Genomic DNA, 16500 nt, shown 5'->3' with positions numbered 1-16500 from the left:
TCTCCGGATGCGTACGTGTGCTCGACCCGCGGGCAGGGAAGGAACGCGGCCATGGAGATCCCGGGACCCGAGGCCCGCCCGGACGGCGGCGTGGGCGCTGTCACGGCGGCGGGCGGACTGCACGCCTATCAACTGCGGCTGCACGCCGCATACGGACCCGTCGTGCGGTTCCAACTCCCGGGCGCGGAGGAGGCCGTGTCGGTCGCCGACCCCGTGCTCCTGGAAGCCACGGCCCACATCGACAAACGGCCCGAGCGGCTCTTCGCGTTCCTGGCCCCGCTCTGCGAGGCGGACAACCTCCAGGTCCTCGCGGCCGAGCAGCACACCCCGTGGCGGCGGCTGCTCCTCTCCGTCTTCGCCGGACGCCCCTCCCACGAGCGGCACTTCGCGCGGTTCACCGAGCTCGCGACGGACCTCGCCGACCGCTGGGCCGCGCGTGCCGGGGGCGAGCCCGTCGAGCTGCAGAAGGACCTCACCGCGCTGACGCTCCGGATGATCTGCGCGTACTCCCTGGGCGGCGACACCGAGGACCCCGAGAAGGTCACCGAAGCGTTCGAGACGGTACTCACCGAGTACCTGGGACGCCTCTACCAGGCTCCGGTCCCGGGTACGCAGGACGAGCGCGCCCGGCGCGCGGACGAGGCCCTCGCGTATCTGCGGGCCACGGTCGACCAGGTCGTCGCGGCACACCACCGCTCCGGCGGCCGCGAGGACCGGAGCGATCTGATCGGCGCGCTCGTCGAGGCGGGCCAGAGCCCCGCGCGGATCCGCGACACCGTCATGGTGACGCTGCTCGCCGCCCACCACACCACCGGCGTGGCCGTCTCCTGGACCCTCCACCTGCTGAGCCGACACCCCGAGGCGGCGGCCCGCGTCACCGAAGAGGTGGACCGCGTGCTCGGGGACCGCGCCGCGCCCACGTACGCGGATCTGCGGCAGCTGACGTATCTGGACATGACCCTGAAGGAAGCGATGCGGCTCTACCCGCCCGGCCCGTACGGCGCGCGGGAGACGACCGAGCCCCTCACGCTGGGCGAGTACGAGATCCCCGCGGGGACGACCATCTTCTACCCCTTCTGGGCCGTCCATCTGAACCCCGACCACTGGCCCGAGCCCGAGCGGTTCCTCCCGGAGCGGTTCACCCCGGAAGAGACGGCCAAGCGGCCGAGGTTCGCCTACATCCCCTTCGGCCTCGGCCCCCGCAGCTGCGAGGGCGCGGGCCTGGCCACCGTCGAGGCGCAGCTCGTCCTGGCCGTGCTCCTCAAGCGCCTCACGTTCCGGCCGGTGCCGGGGCACCAGGTCACGCCGATCGAACGGTTCGTGCTGTGGGCGGCCGACGGCATCCCGATGCGGGTGGGTGTGCGGTGACGCGGGTGAACAGCGGGTAAGGCGAACGGCTGTTCAGCCCTCACGCGCCAGCAACTTTTCCACGTGCCCGCAGCTTTCCCACGCGCCAGCAGCTTCCTCACGCGCCAGCAGTCTTCTCGTGCGTCCGCAGTGCTCTCCCCCACCCGGAGTCCTCTCCCCCACCCGGAGTCCTCTCACCCGCCCGGAGTCCACGATGCGCTCTCCCTCCCGTGTCCTGCCCGCGCTCGCCCTGGCTCTCGGCCTCGCCGCGGGCGCGACGTCCCCGTCGGGGGCGAGTGACGCCGTGCCGCGGCACCCCACCGCGTCCGCCGCCCGCTCCCCGGTCGCGTACGAGAACGTCCTCGACCTCGAAGGCGTACCCAAGGCCGCATCGCCGGGGGAGTTCAACCCCGTCAACGTGTTCGCCGACCGGGGCGCCTGGCACGCGTACGCCCTGCCCGAGGCGGACGACCCGACGACGTACGGAGGTTTCACCGGGCCGCTCTACATAGCTCAGGAGTACCCCTGGTGGCTGAGCGGATCCTTCAGCAGGATCCGCTTGAAGGAAGCGGACAGAACGCTCGATCTGGCCGGTGGAGGCGCGCCGCGCTTCACGTCGCTGCCGGGGCTGCTGCGCCAGCGCTACCGCCTCGACGGCCTCGACCTCACCCTGGAGCTGCGGTTCGCCACCGACCGCACCGCACTGGTCCGCGCCCGTGTTCACAACAGGGGCCGTACGACGCGTACGCTCGCCGCCGACTGGTCCGGCGGCCTGCTGCGCCCCGAGAAGGGGCCGCAGCGGGACGCGCCCGCGCTGACCACCACGGCGCGCGGCGTCGCCGTCGACTTCGCGCGCGTGCGCGAGAAGTGGGACTACCTCACCGCCGGCACCGAGCGCTTCCAGATCACCCACCGCGAGCGCGTCCGCACCACGCTCGACCACGACACCTACCGCACCGAACTGGCCGCGCCGCTGCGCCTCGCCCCCGGCGCGGCCCGCACCCTGGACTGGGCGGAGAGCTACACCTTCACCGCGCCCGAGCAGGCGCGCGAGGGCGGTGCCGTGCGCCGTGCCCTGTCCCACCCGGCTGCCGTCGCGGCGGCCGGGGACGCGCGCTGGCGGCGCTACGTCGCCGCCGTCACCGACTCCGTCCCGCCCGCGCGCCGCCGCCTCGCCGTGAAGGCGCTCCAGACCCTGGTCACCAACTGGCGTTCGGCCGCGGGGCGGATCCGGCACGACGCCATCAGCCCCTCGCTGTCGTACAAGTGGTTCGCGGGCGGAATCTGGGCCTGGGACACCTGGAAGCAGGCCGTCGGCACCGCCCGGTTCGACCCGCGGCTCGCCGCGTCGCAGCTCCGCGCCATGTTCGACCACCAGATACGCCCCGGCTCGGCGAGCAGGCCGCAGGACGCCGGGATGATCCCGGACGCGGTCTTCTACAACGACACCTCCGACGGCGGCGGCAACTGGAACGAGCGCAACAGCAAGCCCCCGCTGGCCGCGTGGGCGGTGCGGGAGGTCTACGAACGCGGCGGCGACCGGGGCTTCCTGCGCGAGATGTACCCGAAGCTGGCCGCGTACCAGGCGTGGTGGTACCGCAACCGCGACCACGACGGCGACGGGCTCGCCGAGTACGGGGCGACCGTCGACCCCGCCAACGACAGCGCGGAGCAGCGCAGGCTCGCCGCCGCCTGGGAGAGCGGCATGGACAACGCGCCGCGCTTCGACGCCGCCCTCGGCACCTCCGTCGTCGCGAACCAGGACGCCTCGGGCCGCGTGACCGGCTACTCGCTCACCCAGGAGTCCGTCGACCTCAACGCCTACCTCGCCGCCGACCAGACCCATCTCGCCGCCATCGCAAAGGAGTTGGGCGACAAGGCGGGGGAGCGGCACTGGCGCGCCCGCGCGCGGGCCACGCACAAGGCGGTGCGCGAGCGCATGTACGACCCGAAGAGCGGCTGGTTCTACGACACGGACCTGGCCGACGGCTCCCGGCTCACCGCGCGCGGGCGGGGCATCGAGGGCGCCGTCCCGCTGTGGACCGGCACGGCGACGCCCGCGCAGGCGGCGGCCGTACGCGACAAGCTGACGGACCCGGGCGAGTTCGCCACGCCCGTGCCCTTCCCGACGGTGGCCCGCAGCTCGCCCTACTTCGCCCCGCAGCGCTACTGGCGCGGCCCCGTCTGGCTCGACCAGGCGTACTTCGCCGAGGCCGGACTGCGCCGCTACGGCCACACCGCCGAGGCCCGCGCGCTGACCGACCGCCTCCTCACCCACGCGGCCGGTCTCACGGACCGGGGCCCGGTGATGGAGAACTACGACCCGCTGACCGGCGCACCGCTCAACTCCCCGAACTTCAGCTGGTCGGCGGCGGTGCTGCTGCCGATGCTGAGCGGGAGGTGAGGGCCACCCCTGACGCGGTCAGGCGGCGTCGAGGGCGTCGGTGATCTTGCGTGCCATGGCGGCCGGTGCGGGGCCGGGCTCGGCGCGGTGCGCGCGGGCGGCGGCCTCCACGGCGATGGCCACGGTGGTGCGGAAGTTGGCGGCTTCGGCGGGGGAGTGCCGCTGGAGCAGTTCCATCGCCGCGGTCAGGGCGGGCAGCACGCGCTCGGCGAGTGCGGCGGTGGTGGTGCCGTCGAGGTGGGCGATGGGGGTCTTCTCGGCGAGGATGTGTCCGACCTGCCCGGTGGCGGAGGTCAGGGCGATGGTGCCCTGGGTGGCGGTCTTGTGGGGCTTTCCGGCGGCATCCGCGGCGGCCATGAGGCAGACGGCGCCGTAGGCGGCGGTGCGCAGGGTGTTCTTGTCCTGGGCGGTGAGGGCGGCGAGGGTGAGAGACATGAGGTGCTCCTTTGAGGGGATCGGGCCGGTGGCGGGCCGCCGGGCCGGTGCTTGATGTCTCTACGATCTCCGCCGCGGCTGTCAGCGGCCTGACACCCCGCTGACACGGCCCCTGACACCGCCACCTGCGTCGCCACACGCCGGACAACTCCTCACCACCGGCCTCGGCGGCGACAACACCTCCACGGCACTCCCGAACCCGCCTCGCACCTGGAGCAGTCGGGTGAACCGGCGGGCTACTTGGGCGGGAGCTCCGCGGTGACCTCCGTGGCCCACTTCAGCCAGCCGTCCAGGACGTCGTCGTCGAGGGTCTCCTCCGCGAGAACCACCCAGCCGTTCTGCTCCTTGCCCCGGAACACCAGCTGCTTGGTGCCGGGGCGAGCCAGCGCCTCGTCCATCCCGTCGGGCCCGACGCGCACCATCAGGCCCTCGTCGTACAGATTGGCGAGCGCGTTGCCCTGCAGGAGAAAGGTGATCCCGCCGAACATCTTCTTCGCGGTCACGCCCTCCGGCTCGAGGCGCTCCTTGATGCGCTCCGCCAGCACGTCGTCGTATGCCATGGCACCACGCTAACCACCCGCCACCGGGCCCGCCCGGGTGGTCCTGGGTGGCCGTGCTGAGCGGTGGTCCGAGAGGTAAGCGGCTGCGGCGGTGCGCCGCAGGGGTCGGCACCGCGTTCCCTCACGCGGGGGTCACTGGACGGAGAAGGCCACAAGTCCTCCGAACCGGTGCCCGCGTCAGATGGACATCGTGGCGATGAGTTCCGGCCGGACAGCCGGTCTGACATCTGAAGCGTGGACGAGGGACGGAGTGAAGGCGGCGGACCTGGCCGCGGTCACCCAGCGCGCCCTCGTGATGTTCTCCGACGACGACCTGGTGACGATGCGGCACGTGGTGGAGATGTACGAGGCGCTGCCCCGCGCCGAACTCGCCGTCGTACCGGGCACCTCGCACTTCCTCACCCAGGAGAAGCCCGCGCTGGTCAACGCGCTCGTCCTGGACTTCCTCACGAAGGAACCGGTCCGGACGGTGGCGGCCATCCGGCGGGCGCAGGACCCTCAGGCCGGTTGACGGGCCAGGCCGACGGCTCGGTCGCTGCCCCGAGTGCCTCGGGCACGCGGGCGTGTGTCAGTGCCCCCTTGCGTCCGTTCGTGGTCGTCATCAGGGACCCTGTGGTGAACCAGAAACACAGGAGCACCCACGTGAAGTCCCCGAAGCACACCCTGCGCGTCCGCGTTCTCGCCCCGTCGCTGGCAGCGGCCCTCGCCGCTCTGCCGCTCGCGGGCTGCTCCACGGAGGGCGGTTCCGCGAGGAAGGAAGGGGACGCCGCCACCCGGCCCGAGCTCCGGCGTTTCTACGGGCAGCGGCTGAAGTGGAGGGACTGCGGTGACGTCGAGTGCGCCCGGCTCACCGTGCCCAGGGACTACGCGCACCCGGGTGACGGGAAGACCTTCGTCCTGCCCGTGGCCCGGGCCGCGACCGCCGACGAGAGGCGGCGCGTCGGCACTCTCGTCTACAACCCGGGCGGCCCGGGTGAGTCCGGGGTGGCCGACCTCAAGGAGGGCGGGGCCGAGTCCTTCGGAGCCACGGCGCGGGCCCGCTTCGACATCGTCTCCTTCGACCCGCGCGGCGTCGCGGGCAGCCGTCCCGCGCTCGACTGCCCGGAAAACGAGGAGGACGAGGAGGACGAGGAGGACACCGCCGAGGACGACGGCGCTGAGGAACAGCCTCCGGTTCCCCGCACCGCCGCCGCGCGCGCCCGGGCGCTCGCCGACGCCCGCGCCGAAGCCACCGCGTGCCGCAAGGGAAGCCCCGGCCTCCTCCAGCACGTCGGCACCCGGGACGCGGCCCGCGACCTGGACGTCCTGCGCGCGGCCCTCGGCGAGCGGAAGCTGACCTACGTCGGCTGGTCGTACGGCACGCACCTGGGCACCCGGTACGCCGAGCAGTTCCCGCGCCGGGTGCGCGCCATGGTCCTGGACGGCGCGGTGGACCCCTCCCTCGGCTGGGCGCAGCGGGCCCTGAGCGAGGCCACCGGCTTCCGCAGGGCCGTCGACGACTACGCGGCGCAGTGCGCGGACGTCGTCGGCAAGAGCTGTCCGGGGGCGAGTCCGGAGGAGATCCGTCGCCTGATCCGCGGTCTGTACGCGCGTGCCGAACACGATCCGCTGCCCGTCGACGGCGAGGAGGAGGGTCTCGGTGCGGCGGAGGTCGCCGACGCCGTCTCGATGGCGATGTACACGCCCGAGGACGAGTGGAAGCCGCTCTCCGCGGCCCTGCGCACCGCGGCCCGCGGCGACGGCACGAAGCTGGCGGAACTCTCCGAGGCCGATGACGCGGGGTCCGCTGCCCGTGCCCGCCGCGCCGGCGCCGCCGCCGACGAGGGCCCCGTCGACAACAGCGACGCCGCCATCCTCGCCGTCTCCTGCGCCGACACCGCCTACCCCCGCGCCGCCGAGCCGTACTGGGACGCCCTGGACCGCGCCGAGAAGAAGGCGGGCCTGTACGGCGTGTCGAGCGTGCTGAGCGTCCTGGCGTGCAAGGACTTGCCCACGGGCACGCAGCAGCCGCGCAGGGTGACGGCCGAGGGGGTGCCGCCGGTCCTCGTGGTCGGCACCACCGGCGACCCGGCCACCCCGTACGAGGAGGCCGAGAGCCTGGCGGAGCAGTTCCCCGGCGGCATGCTCCTGACGTACGAGGCGCCGGGGCACACCGCCTACGGCAGGGGCGACGCGTGTGTGACGAAGCGCGTGGACGACTACCTGGTCGGGCTGCGCGAGGTTCCTGACGGCACCACCTGTTGAGGCGTGCTCAGGCCGGGGGAACGACCGCGACCGGGCAGCCCGCGTGGTGCAGCGCGGCATGGGCCACGGAGCCGATGCGCGTGCCGATGGGGGAGCGGCGCGTCCTGCGGCCGACGACGAGGAGGCCCGCGTCGGGGGTGGCCGCGAGGAGGACCTGGCCCGCGCTGCCGATCTCGACGTGTTCGACCACGGGCACGTCGGGGAACCGCTCGCGCCACGGGGCGAGCGCACGCGTCAGCGCCTGCTGTTCGAGCGGTTCGAGGCCGCCGGCCTCGTCCGCGACGTGCAGCACGCCGGTGTTGTAGGAGTACAGGGGCGGCAGGGTCCACGCCCGCACCGCGCGGACGGCCGTGCCGCGGGCGGCCGCGGCCTCGAAGGCGAACCGCAGCACGGTCTCGCTGTCCTCCGGCTCCCCGTGCTGGCCCACCACCACGTCGCCCGCCCCGTCGGACCGGGGCGACGCCTCCGTCCCCGTACCGGCTCGTACGGACACCACGGGGCCGGGGGCGTCGGCGATGACCTGTTGTCCGTAGGACCCGAGCAGGAAGCCGATGAGGGCTCCGTGCCCGCGCGAGCCGAGCACCAGCATCTCGGAGCGCTCGGCCTCCTTGAGCAGGGTGTCGACGGGGGTGGCCTGGACGACCTCGGAGGCGATCGTGAGGTCCGGGTGGCGGCCGGAGACGCGCGTCACGGCCTCCCGCACGAAGGCGTCGGCGGCCGCGACCTGCTCGTCCCCGCTGCGGGCGAGCGTCACGTCGGTGGACTGCGGGAGCCAGGCGTGCACGATCCGCAGCGGCGCGCCGCGCAGCGCGGCTTCGAAGGCAGCCCAGTCGGCTGCGGCCAGGCTCTCGGCGGATCCGTCCACTCCGACGGCGATGGCGCGGGTCATGGGGCCTCCGTACGTTCCCGGGACGGGAGTGCGGCACCGCGGCCGCTCCTGTCCCTTGTGGGTCTCGTTCTCGTGGTGGTCTCTCCTTGTCCTTTCTCCTTCTCCCTGCCGCCGTCGGCAATCGGAATCCGCCCGTACGGATCTGTGTGAGATGTGTCAAACCGGGACAGGACCGCAGGGCCCGCCACCCGGTTCTCGGCAGCGGGCCCGCTCGGGTCTCAGGCCGCGGGCCTCGGGCGCGGCGTGACGTTCGTGACCGGCAGGCTCTCGCTCGCGCCCGTGATGTAGTAGTCCTTGGGCGTCGAGAAGATCACGAAGTCGCGGTCGTAGCCCCGGATCTTGGCGCGGACGGTGAAGTTGCCCCGTGCGTCGGTGGTGGCCTTCGCGTTGTACGCGGACTCGTAGTAGGTCCGGAGCAGGACGCGGGTGCCCGCGACCGGGCCGTGCCCGGCGGGCCAGGTGACCTTGCCGGTGACGACGAGGGTGTCACCGGCGCGCACCTTCTTCTTGTTCACCTTGTAGGTGAGGGAGCTGTCGACCGACCGGACGCCGACCGTGGTCTCGGCGAAGTAGAAGTGGCCGTCCGAGGGGTCACCCGGGTCGTACGAGGCCTGGAACTCGACCTCGTGGCGGGGGAACAGATGGACGCTGTCCCGGTCCAGCCAGCGGTCCGCCGGGACGCCGGAGACCTTGAACTTCCCCTCGGCGTCGGTGTGGAGGGTCCCCAGCGGCAGGGTCTCCCGCTCGATGGGGTCGATGGGGTCGCCCCACGGGTTCCACGTGTTGAACAGGACGGCCTTGTGGAGCTTGACCGGCGCGCCCGCCACCGGGGTGCCGTCGGCGCGGGTCACGGTGCCGCTGAGCTTGACCTTGCGGTGGGTGAAGTCGGTTCTGGAGACGTCGGAGGAGAGGGTGACGACGAAGGGGTCGTCCGGCGCGCGGTGCGACGCCCGGTCGGTGTCCGCTGCCTGGGCGGACGGCACGCCGAGGGCGAGGGTGGCAAGGGCGAGCGCGGCGGTGGCGGCGAGGCGGGCCACCGGGAAGCGTGAACGCGAGTGCACGTGAACTCCGTGGGTTCGGTGGGTGCGGGATCGGTGGCGCCGGGGGACCGGCGCACCGGCACGGAGTTCGACACGGGGGAGGGCGGCGGTGGTTGTAGGCCGTGCGGAGAGTGCATCAGCAGTATGTGGTGTGTTCGACGGGAGGTCGCCTGCCCGTCTCCTCGGCTGGCCGGAAGCGCCCGGGCGGCACGCGCAGGGGCCTCTCTCATGGGACCGGCCGGGCCCCCGCGGGGCCCGGCCGGTGACGCGCCGAGAGGGATCAGCGGCCTGCCGCGGGGCCGCTAGTGGTTGGTGCCGGAGGCCCAGATGGCCTGGCTGCCGTCGTAGATGACGACGTTGCCGTCGTCCTGGATGACGAGGCGGGAGCCGGGGTGACCCGCGGTGTGGGACGCCCAGACGGCGCGGCCGCTGCGGGTGTAGACGACGAGGTTGCCGTCTTCCTGGAAGCGCGTGGTCCAGCCCTGGCCGACGGTCCTGCTGGCCCATCTGGGCCTGTTGAACTCGTCGTAGATGACGAGGTTGCCGTCGGACTGCTGGATGAGTCGGGCCGTGTTGGAGCTCACGGACTCGTTGTGGTTGAGGGTGAACGGCGCGTACCGCACCTGGTCCGCGAGGGGACCGGGCTGCGCCGATGTGGAGGAGGGGGCGGGGGCGTGGTGTGCGGGGGCGGCGTTCGCCTGGCCGACGAGGGTGAGGGAGGCGAGTGCGGCGGTTGCGAGCAGCGTCGCGGTTTTCTTCCCCACGAAAAGAACTCCTTGGAGTCAGGTAGTTCAGCCACCGGCGCCCTGTTGGGCGCCGCACCGGGACTCTGGCACCGACCTCGTGGCGGAAGGATCGGCTCCGCGTAGGGATGGCGGTTTGACGCCCCTCAATGACCGGAAAATGTGAACGACCTGTGCCCAAGGTGAGTAGGTCCCGTGCGCCCGCCTCATGTGGAGCGCGCGAGGGCGAGCGCCCGGTCGCGGTCGCGGGCCTCCAGGGCGTCGACCAGGGCCGCGTGGTGGTCGTACCGCTCCTGGAGATGCTCGACCGCGTCGGGCTCGGCGACCGGAAGGAGCGTCGCGTACAGCGAGCGCAGCAGCGAGTTGGGGCTGACGGCGGCGAGCCGCGTGCGCAGCCGGTGGTCGGCGTCGGCGAACGCGACCGGGTCGGCCCGTCGCGCGGCCTCGGCCAGCTTCGTCAACTCCTGCCGAAGTGCCGCCACATCGGCCGGTGAGCCGTGCCAGAGGGCGTCCTCGACCAGGAGCGGGACCAGGGCGTCCCGGATCCGCCGGGCCTCCTCCGCGCGCGTGCCGTCCGGCTCCTTGGCGTCCAGGGCCAGCACGGAGTTGCCCAGGCGCCGCATGGCGGACTGCTCGGCGGCGAAGAGGCCGCCGCCGGGGCCGGGGCGGACGGTGACGAGCCCGCGCGACTGGAGCAGCCGCAGGGTCTCGTTGAACGTACCGACCGACACCCCGCAGGTGGCGCGCAGCTCCTCCTTGGTGCCCAGGCGCTCGCCCGGCTCCGCGTCCGCGACCATGGCCGCGATGCGCCGGGCGGCGACCTCGGCGCGGGAGGCCGCGGGGCGCTCCCACTCGCCGCGCCGCAGGGCGGGCGGCTCCATGTCCCCTCGGGTGTCGTCCGTGGCTCCCACAGGTCCCCCCATCCTCGCGACGATCCGTGTAGCGATCCTCGGAATGAATTGATTATGACCAATAGCATCGCATCTCTTGACGTGCTTTCAAAGTCTCATCCATGATCACCGTAATCATCATGATGGATTGGAGGGGACGCCGTGATGACCGAACAGGACTTCCGGGACCTGATGGCCGGGGTCTGCGCCCCGGTGACCGTCGTGACCGCCGCCGAGGGCGGCGCGCCACACGGATCGACCGTCAGCGCCTTCGCCTCGCTGTCGCTGCGCCCGCCGATGGTGTCGGTGGCGCTCGACCACGGGTCGGGGCTGCTCGCCCGCATCCTGACGACCGGGCGGTTCGGGGTGAACGTGCTCGGCGCGGAGCAGGAGGAGCTGGCCCTGCGCTTCGCCGGCCGGTCCGCCGACCGCTTCGACCGGATCCGGTGGGCGTACGACCACGGGCTGCCCCGCCTTCCGGACGCGCCGGGCTGGCTGGTGTGCGAGCTGACGTCGGCCGTCGAGGGCGGTGACCACCGGCTGCTGCTCGGCACGGTCGTCCACGCCCGCACGGCCACGGCCGCGCCGCCGCTGGTCTACGGCCACCGGACCTTCGGCACGCACTCCGCCTTCACCCCGGTCGCGTGACTCCCGCCACCCCCTTACGTGTTCGAGCCATGGAGACAGACATGACCACCACCGACACCGCCGCTCCGACCAACGCCGAGTTCGTCAGCCGGGCCATCGCGCTGCAGCCCCTGCTGCGCGAGCACGCCCCCAGGATCGATGCGGACCGCAAGCTGACCGACGAGGTGATCGACGCGCTGGCGGACGCCGGGCTCTTCCAACTGACCGTGCCCCGGCGCTTCGGCGGACACGAGGCCGACATGCGCACCCAGGTGGACGTGTCGGCCGCACTCGCGGAGGGCGACGGCTCCACGTCCTGGGTGGTGGCCGTGGTCAACACCTGCAACTGGCTCGCCGCCGCGCTCTTCCCCCTCCAGGCCCAGGAGGAGGTCTTCGGCGCCGACCCCGACGCCCGGGTCACCGGCGTCTTCGGCCCCACCGCCACCACCCGGAAGGTCGAGGGCGGCTGGCGGACGACCGGCCGCTGGTACTACAACTCCGGCGCCTGGCACTCCACCTGGGCCGTCCTCGGCATCCCGCTGACGGACGAGGACGGTGAGGTGGTCGACCAGGCGATGGCCCTGGTGCCGCGCACCGACCTGGAGATGCAGGACGTCTGGCACGTCGCCGGGATGCGCGGCACCGGCAGCAACTGCCTGATCGCCGAGGACGTCTTCGTGCCCGAGCACCGGGTCGTCTCCGTGCCGCGCGCCCTCGGCGGCGAGGTGCCGGCGACGCACGGGGAGACGGGCCTGTTCCGCTCCCCGCTCTCGCCGCTGCTCGCCCTCGGCCTGGCCGGGCCCCAAGTGGGCCTGGGGCGCGCCGCGCTGAAGCTCGTCTCCGAGAAGGCCGCGAGCAAGCCCATCTCGTACACGTACTACGAGTCGCAGGTGGATTCGGTGGGCGTGCAGCTCCAGATCGCCGAGGCCGCCATGAAGATCGACACGGCCCAGCTGCACGTGCACCGCGCCGCCGCGGACATCGACGAGGCCGCGGCCCGCGGCGGCGAGCTCGACGTGCTGACCCGCGCCCGCGTCCGCGCGGACAGCGGACACGCCATCAAGAACGTCCTGGAGTCCATCAACACCCTGCTCAACGTGCACGGCGGCGGTGCCTTCGCCGATTCCAACCCGCTCCAGCGGATCTGGCGGGACGCGAGCACCGCCGGACGGCACGCGGTCTCCACGCCCGCGGTGGGCATGGAGATCTACGGCAAGCTGCTCCTCGGCGTCGAGGAGCGGATCACGCCCTTCGTGTGATCCGGCCCGGTCCGGCGCGGCGACGGCCGTTCCGGGCCGGTGCCGTCCCGCCGGAGTCCGGTGCGTCACCCGCCCGGCTCCGCCCCGCGGAAAGGACATCGCTGCCCCGCCCCGGCTGTGGCATCATCGGCGGCTCCGCGCTCGGATCCCTGCGAACGGAGGTGCGCCGAGATGTCTGCCGACTGGCAGTGGGACGACACCCTGTTCTCCGGGACGGCCGCGTACTACCGGCGCGGACGGCTCCCGTACGCCCCCGCGCTCGCGGACGCGCTCACCGAGGCGCTGGACCTCGACGGCCGGGGGCGTCTGCTCGACGTGGGATGCGGCCCGGGCAGCGTCGCGCTGCGGCTCGTGCACGCGTTCGCCGAGGTCGTCGGGCTCGACCCCGACGGCGGAATGATCGCCGAGGCCCGGCGTGAGGCGGCCGGGCAAGGAGTGGCCGAAAAGACCTCCTGGGTACGGGCCCGGGCCGAGGAGCTCCCCGCCGGTCTCGGCACCTTCACCGTGGTGACCTTCGCCCAGTCCTTCCACTGGATGGACCGCGACCTGGTGGCACGGACGGTGCGGGGGATGCTGCGCCCGGGCGGAGTCCTCGCGCACATCTCGGACCTGAAGACGGAGGACCGGTCCGTCGCGGGCCCGGCGCATCCGCCGGTGCCGTACGCGGCGATCGACGAGCTGGTCAGGCGGTATCTGGGACCGGTCAGACGGGCCGGGCGCGGCGTGCTGCCGCAAGGGACGCCGGGCGGCGAGGCCGCGGTGTTCGCCCGGGCGGGCTTCGCCGGTCCCGAGCGCCTCGTCGTCCCCGGCGGGCAGGCGCTCCAGCGCACGGCCGACGACGTCGTCGCCGGGGTGTTCTCCATGTCGTTCTCGGCCCCGCACCTGTTCGGGCCGCGCCGGGGCGACTTCGAGTCGGAGCTGCGCGAGCTGCTGCGGAAGGCGGCTCCGGCGGGCCGCTTCGCCGAGCGCCGGCCGAGTACCGAAATCTTCCTCTGGCGCACCGCGTCCACCGGGCGATAACACCTGTCTCGCCCCTCTTTGGCGGCACACCCGTCTCTCCTGGCGCGGCCCTTCCGGTCGATCAGCCCTTTATCAAGCCGTTCAGCTCCATCCAGCTGATTGGCCCCTTTTGACCCACCGTTCCCACGCGTGCGCATTCCCTGTCGCATTGGTGAAGAGAAGGTGAATAGCGCCCCGCGCGCCCCAAAGGATCAAGCCAAAGTCTCCGCCCTGGGCGGCTTTTGAGCCAGTGACGCATTGCTCACCTTTGACTTCGACTTGGTGTTGCTTTTACTTTCGATTGCAGCGGTGAACGGGCAGCAGCCCCGCCGCACATCCCCCTTCCCCTGGAGGTACGCCATGGAAAAGCTCATCGCGAAGATGGCCAAGGACGATGTCTGGAACCAGTGGACGGCCCTGAACTCGCCGAAGGCGTCCGGAAAGGAAGGCTGCATCAGCGCGGACAAGTCCGGCTGCATCAGCGTCTCGGCGAAGTCCGGCTGTATTTCCTGAAGACCCGTTAGTTGCCTCTGCTACTACAGGTGCTACGACAGGCCCGGCACGCCCCACGGCGTGCCGGGCCGCCCCCCCCGCATACCCGAGCAGCCCCGAAGGGTGGTCATGAACGGTCAGCCCAGTGCCGACGTCATCGCCCAGATCCAGGACATACCGATCTACCGGCCCCACGTCGAGCGCGGCCACTTCCCCATTCTGGAGAAGCCGGAGATAGCCCGTGGCTTTCCCGACAACTGGATGACCCCCACCCTGGCCGCCGCCCTCGCGGCGGGAGAAGCCGAGTTCGTGCTCTCCACGGGCACCAACCACGCCCGGATGCAGATCATCCGGCCCCCGTACTTCCTGCTCGACTCCTACTACCGGCTGTGGAGCGAGCACCCCGACATCGCCGACACCTGGCACGAGGGGTGCCGGCGGGTCTCCCTCACCACCGTCCTCGCCACCGAGCACGTCGCGCGCGTCAACGCCCGCAAGCGGGGTGGCCCCCGGGCCGAGCCCGACCCGCTGCCGGACCTCGACCAACGGCGCCTGGACGAGCGGACGTTCTACGTCAACCTGCGCCGCGACCCGGCCCTGTGGGACCGTGCGGACGTCGAGCGCATGATCGAGGAGATCCGCACCGCGCAGACCGCCCACCCCCGTGGCCGGTACCACCTGGACTGCTCGGGACCGCACCTCGCGCACCTGGTGCGCAAGGCCGTCGACTGGGGACTGTGGGCCTCCTTCCCCCGGCCCGCGAGCATCGTGCACGCCTACGAGTACGCGCCGCTCAACGTCCGGCGCTACCTCCAGCACCACTTCTCCTGCCCGGTCGTCGACCTGTTCGGCAGCACCGAACTCGGCTACCTCTTCTACAGCGACCGCACCGGCAGCTACCGCCCGTACCTGGACCGGATGAGCGTCGAGCTGCTCCCCGTGGAGCCGGGCAGCGGCATCCACAGCCTCATCGTCACCAGCGTGCGCAACCCGCACATGCCCCTGGTGCGCTACCGCTCGGGCGACTGCGTGCGGACCGCCGACGGCTCGCCGGACCCGGACCGCATCACCCGGTTCTGCGGCCGCGAGAAGGAACTCCTGAAGACCCCGCACGGGCCCGTGGCGCAGGGCGACCTCGACGACGTGGTCGCCCACGCCTCGCCCCGCGTCTTCGTCCACCAGCTCGACGTCCGCGACCCCTCCCGCGCGCTGCTGCGCTACACGACCTTCGACGGCGCCCCGCTCGCGCCCGTCGAGGCCGACACGCTGCGCCAGGGCGTCGCCGCCCTCACCGGGCGGAGCAGCGATCTGCGCCACCAGGAGCACATCGCCATCGGCGGCTCGGGCAAGTACGCCTGGCTCGCCAAGGACACCTGACCCCCCTCCGCACTCCACGCCACCTCTCCCGGGAGCACCATGACCACGCAGCCGATCGCGTCCGCCGACACCCTCGCGCCCGCCGTCGACCACGTGACCCCCGCCGACCTCGCGTCGCTGCTCGGCGACGCCCTGCACGCCGAGGTGGTGGCCCACTTCGCCGCGACGGCCGACGCACCGAGGGAGTACGTCGAGCGCCAGGTCACCGAGTGCCTGCGCTATCTGTACCTCGTCTCCCGCCACCCGGACCGGCTCAGCGGGCTCTTCCTCCCCGTCGAGCAGGAGATCGACGAGATCTGGCACTACCTGATCCTCCAGACCCGCGAGTACCGCGCCCTGTGCGAACAGCGGCTGCCCGGCGGCTTCTTCATCGAGCACCGCAGCATCGCGTACGAGGACTACCAGCGCGAGCCGGGCAGAGAGCAGGCCATCGAGGAGGCCCTGCGCTGGATCCCGTTGTACGCGCGGGAGTTCGGCCCCTTCGACGAGGGAGCGCTGCCGCACTGGACGATCGTGCGCTTCCTGCACGAGCAGCTCGGCATGGAGCTGTCCGAGATCAGCGAGCTGACCCCGGCGGAGCCCCAGGGAACGGGCGGCAGTTGAACGCGCACCCGCGTGCCGACACGGCCACCCCGCCAGGGATCCCCGTGACCGGCCGACCCCCGCGCACCCCCGCGCCCGAAGCCTCCTGACGACGATGAAGCACCTCAGCACCGACCGCCCGGACGGCCGGGCCGGTCCCGTGCGCATCCGGCAGCGCATCCGGCCGGGCCCGACGGCACGAGCGCGCCGCTGGGCCGTCACCACCGTGATCGTCCTCCTGTCCCTCCTCTGCGGCGGGGCCGCCCCGGCCGTCGCCGGCGCGGCCCCCGGCTCGGCGGCCCCGTCCAGGCTCGCCGCGCCGCCACCGCCCCCGGTCGCCATGGACACGCGGGAACGCGCCCTCAGGGACAGCGAAGTCCCCCACCCGCCCCCGCACTTCGTCCGCGGCCGCGCGCACACCACCCCCGCGCACGCGCGAGCCGCCACCCCGCAGGCCCGGCCGGACGCGGCCGACCCCGCCGACACCCACACGGCCCGCGGCCCCACCGGTCCTCGGCCGGGCGCGCCCGTGCCCGCCAGATCGGGTGCCCAACTGCTCGTCCTGCACTGCGTATCGCGCTCCTGAGCGGAACGCCGGGCCCCGCCCGCCGT

General features: G+C 72.7%; 17 protein-coding genes. 11 read left to right on the top strand and 6 right to left on the bottom strand.

The genetic code is table 11. From position 1 onward, the window contains the following. Positions 1 to 51 precede the first annotated feature (51 nt). Positions 52 to 1368 carry a cytochrome P450 gene (locus MQV74_RS03670; protein WP_242714559.1) on the top strand — a complete coding sequence of 439 codons (1317 nt, stop codon included), beginning with the start codon at positions 52 to 54 and terminating at the stop codon, positions 1366 to 1368. 193 nt (positions 1369 to 1561) lie between these two features. Continuing rightward, positions 1562 to 3751, top strand: a complete 2190-nt coding sequence (locus tag MQV74_RS03665) for an MGH1-like glycoside hydrolase domain-containing protein (protein WP_242714558.1) — start codon at positions 1562 to 1564, stop codon at positions 3749 to 3751. Positions 3752 to 3769: 18 nt separating this feature from the next. Here MQV74_RS03665 and MQV74_RS40700 read toward each other — a convergent pair whose 3' ends face one another. Further along, on the bottom strand, positions 3770 to 4186 hold the full coding sequence (locus MQV74_RS40700) for a hypothetical protein (RefSeq protein WP_278194077.1): 417 nt from the start codon (positions 4184 to 4186) through the stop codon (positions 3770 to 3772). Positions 4187 to 4422: 236 nt separating this feature from the next. Further along, positions 4423 to 4746 (bottom strand): TfoX/Sxy family protein, encoded by a 324-nt coding sequence (locus tag MQV74_RS03655; RefSeq protein ID WP_242714557.1) that lies wholly within the window; start codon positions 4744 to 4746, stop codon positions 4423 to 4425. 250 nt (positions 4747 to 4996) lie between these two features. On the opposite strand from MQV74_RS03655, the gene MQV74_RS03650 reads away from it, so the two are divergent. Beyond that, positions 4997 to 5257: an alpha/beta fold hydrolase gene (locus MQV74_RS03650; RefSeq protein ID WP_242714556.1), complete on the top strand. Its 261-nt coding sequence runs from the start codon at positions 4997 to 4999 to the stop codon at positions 5255 to 5257. 131 nt (positions 5258 to 5388) lie between these two features. Further along, entirely contained in the window at positions 5389 to 6990 is a 1602-nt protein-coding gene (locus MQV74_RS03645) for an alpha/beta hydrolase (protein ID WP_242714555.1), read from the top strand. A 7-nt stretch (positions 6991 to 6997) separates the two neighbouring features. Here the strand turns inward: MQV74_RS03645 and MQV74_RS03640 are convergent, their stop codons facing one another. The 4 genes from MQV74_RS03640 to MQV74_RS03625 form a co-directional block, all read right to left on the bottom strand. Next, positions 6998 to 7879: a universal stress protein gene (locus tag MQV74_RS03640; protein ID WP_242714554.1), complete on the bottom strand. Its 882-nt coding sequence runs from the start codon at positions 7877 to 7879 to the stop codon at positions 6998 to 7000. Positions 7880 to 8097: 218 nt separating this feature from the next. Further along, positions 8098 to 8940, bottom strand: a complete 843-nt coding sequence (locus MQV74_RS03635) for an acyl carrier protein (protein WP_242714553.1) — start codon at positions 8938 to 8940, stop codon at positions 8098 to 8100. Between the two features lie 281 nt (positions 8941 to 9221). Continuing rightward, positions 9222 to 9683: a hypothetical protein gene (locus MQV74_RS03630; protein WP_242714552.1), complete on the bottom strand. Its 462-nt coding sequence runs from the start codon at positions 9681 to 9683 to the stop codon at positions 9222 to 9224. A 185-nt stretch (positions 9684 to 9868) separates the two neighbouring features. Continuing rightward, on the bottom strand, positions 9869 to 10573 hold the full coding sequence (locus tag MQV74_RS03625) for a FadR/GntR family transcriptional regulator (protein ID WP_242714551.1): 705 nt from the start codon (positions 10571 to 10573) through the stop codon (positions 9869 to 9871). A gap of 144 nt (positions 10574 to 10717) precedes the next feature. On the opposite strand from MQV74_RS03625, the gene MQV74_RS03620 reads away from it, so the two are divergent. From MQV74_RS03620 to MQV74_RS03590, 7 genes are all read left to right on the top strand, one after another. Next, entirely contained in the window at positions 10718 to 11200 is a 483-nt protein-coding gene (locus MQV74_RS03620) for a flavin reductase family protein (protein ID WP_242714550.1), read from the top strand. Between the two features lie 41 nt (positions 11201 to 11241). Then, entirely contained in the window at positions 11242 to 12438 is a 1197-nt protein-coding gene (locus tag MQV74_RS03615; protein WP_242714549.1) for an acyl-CoA dehydrogenase family protein, read from the top strand. Between the two features lie 171 nt (positions 12439 to 12609). Then, positions 12610 to 13458, top strand: coding sequence for a class I SAM-dependent methyltransferase (locus MQV74_RS03610; RefSeq protein WP_242714548.1), 849 nt, complete (start codon positions 12610 to 12612; stop codon positions 13456 to 13458). A gap of 339 nt (positions 13459 to 13797) precedes the next feature. Beyond that, positions 13798 to 13950, top strand: coding sequence for a hypothetical protein (locus MQV74_RS03605; RefSeq protein WP_171075619.1), 153 nt, complete (start codon positions 13798 to 13800; stop codon positions 13948 to 13950). Between the two features lie 108 nt (positions 13951 to 14058). After that, entirely contained in the window at positions 14059 to 15306 is a 1248-nt protein-coding gene (locus MQV74_RS03600) for a hypothetical protein (RefSeq protein ID WP_242714547.1), read from the top strand. Between the two features lie 39 nt (positions 15307 to 15345). Next, positions 15346 to 15909 (top strand): hypothetical protein, encoded by a 564-nt coding sequence (locus tag MQV74_RS03595; protein WP_242714546.1) that lies wholly within the window; start codon positions 15346 to 15348, stop codon positions 15907 to 15909. A 94-nt stretch (positions 15910 to 16003) separates the two neighbouring features. Continuing rightward, positions 16004 to 16474: a hypothetical protein gene (locus MQV74_RS03590; protein ID WP_242714545.1), complete on the top strand. Its 471-nt coding sequence runs from the start codon at positions 16004 to 16006 to the stop codon at positions 16472 to 16474. Positions 16475 to 16500: the final 26 nt, after the last annotated feature.

The sequence above is a fragment of the Streptomyces sp. AN091965 genome, assembly GCF_022698285.1.
In the GTDB taxonomy this organism is placed as follows: Bacteria; Actinomycetota; Actinomycetes; order Streptomycetales; family Streptomycetaceae; genus Streptomyces.
This window is presented reverse-complemented; position numbering and strand designations above follow the sequence as displayed.

Coding starts and splice junctions, on each gene's coding strand:
- MQV74_RS03670 (WP_242714559.1), top strand. CDS start 52: ATGGAGATCCCGGGACCCGAGGCCCGCCCGGACGGCGGCGTGGGCGCT.
- MQV74_RS03665 (WP_242714558.1), top strand. CDS start 1,562: ATGCGCTCTCCCTCCCGTGTCCTGCCCGCGCTCGCCCTGGCTCTCGGC.
- MQV74_RS40700 (WP_278194077.1), bottom strand. CDS start 4,186: ATGTCTCTCACCCTCGCCGCCCTCACCGCCCAGGACAAGAACACCCTG.
- MQV74_RS03655 (WP_242714557.1), bottom strand. CDS start 4,746: ATGGCATACGACGACGTGCTGGCGGAGCGCATCAAGGAGCGCCTCGAG.
- MQV74_RS03640 (WP_242714554.1), bottom strand. CDS start 7,879: ATGACCCGCGCCATCGCCGTCGGAGTGGACGGATCCGCCGAGAGCCTG.
- MQV74_RS03620 (WP_242714550.1), top strand. CDS start 10,718: ATGACCGAACAGGACTTCCGGGACCTGATGGCCGGGGTCTGCGCCCCG.
- MQV74_RS03615 (WP_242714549.1), top strand. CDS start 11,242: ATGACCACCACCGACACCGCCGCTCCGACCAACGCCGAGTTCGTCAGC.
- MQV74_RS03610 (WP_242714548.1), top strand. CDS start 12,610: ATGTCTGCCGACTGGCAGTGGGACGACACCCTGTTCTCCGGGACGGCC.
- MQV74_RS03605 (WP_171075619.1), top strand. CDS start 13,798: ATGGAAAAGCTCATCGCGAAGATGGCCAAGGACGATGTCTGGAACCAG.
- MQV74_RS03600 (WP_242714547.1), top strand. CDS start 14,059: ATGAACGGTCAGCCCAGTGCCGACGTCATCGCCCAGATCCAGGACATA.
- MQV74_RS03595 (WP_242714546.1), top strand. CDS start 15,346: ATGACCACGCAGCCGATCGCGTCCGCCGACACCCTCGCGCCCGCCGTC.
- MQV74_RS03590 (WP_242714545.1), top strand. CDS start 16,004: ATGAAGCACCTCAGCACCGACCGCCCGGACGGCCGGGCCGGTCCCGTG.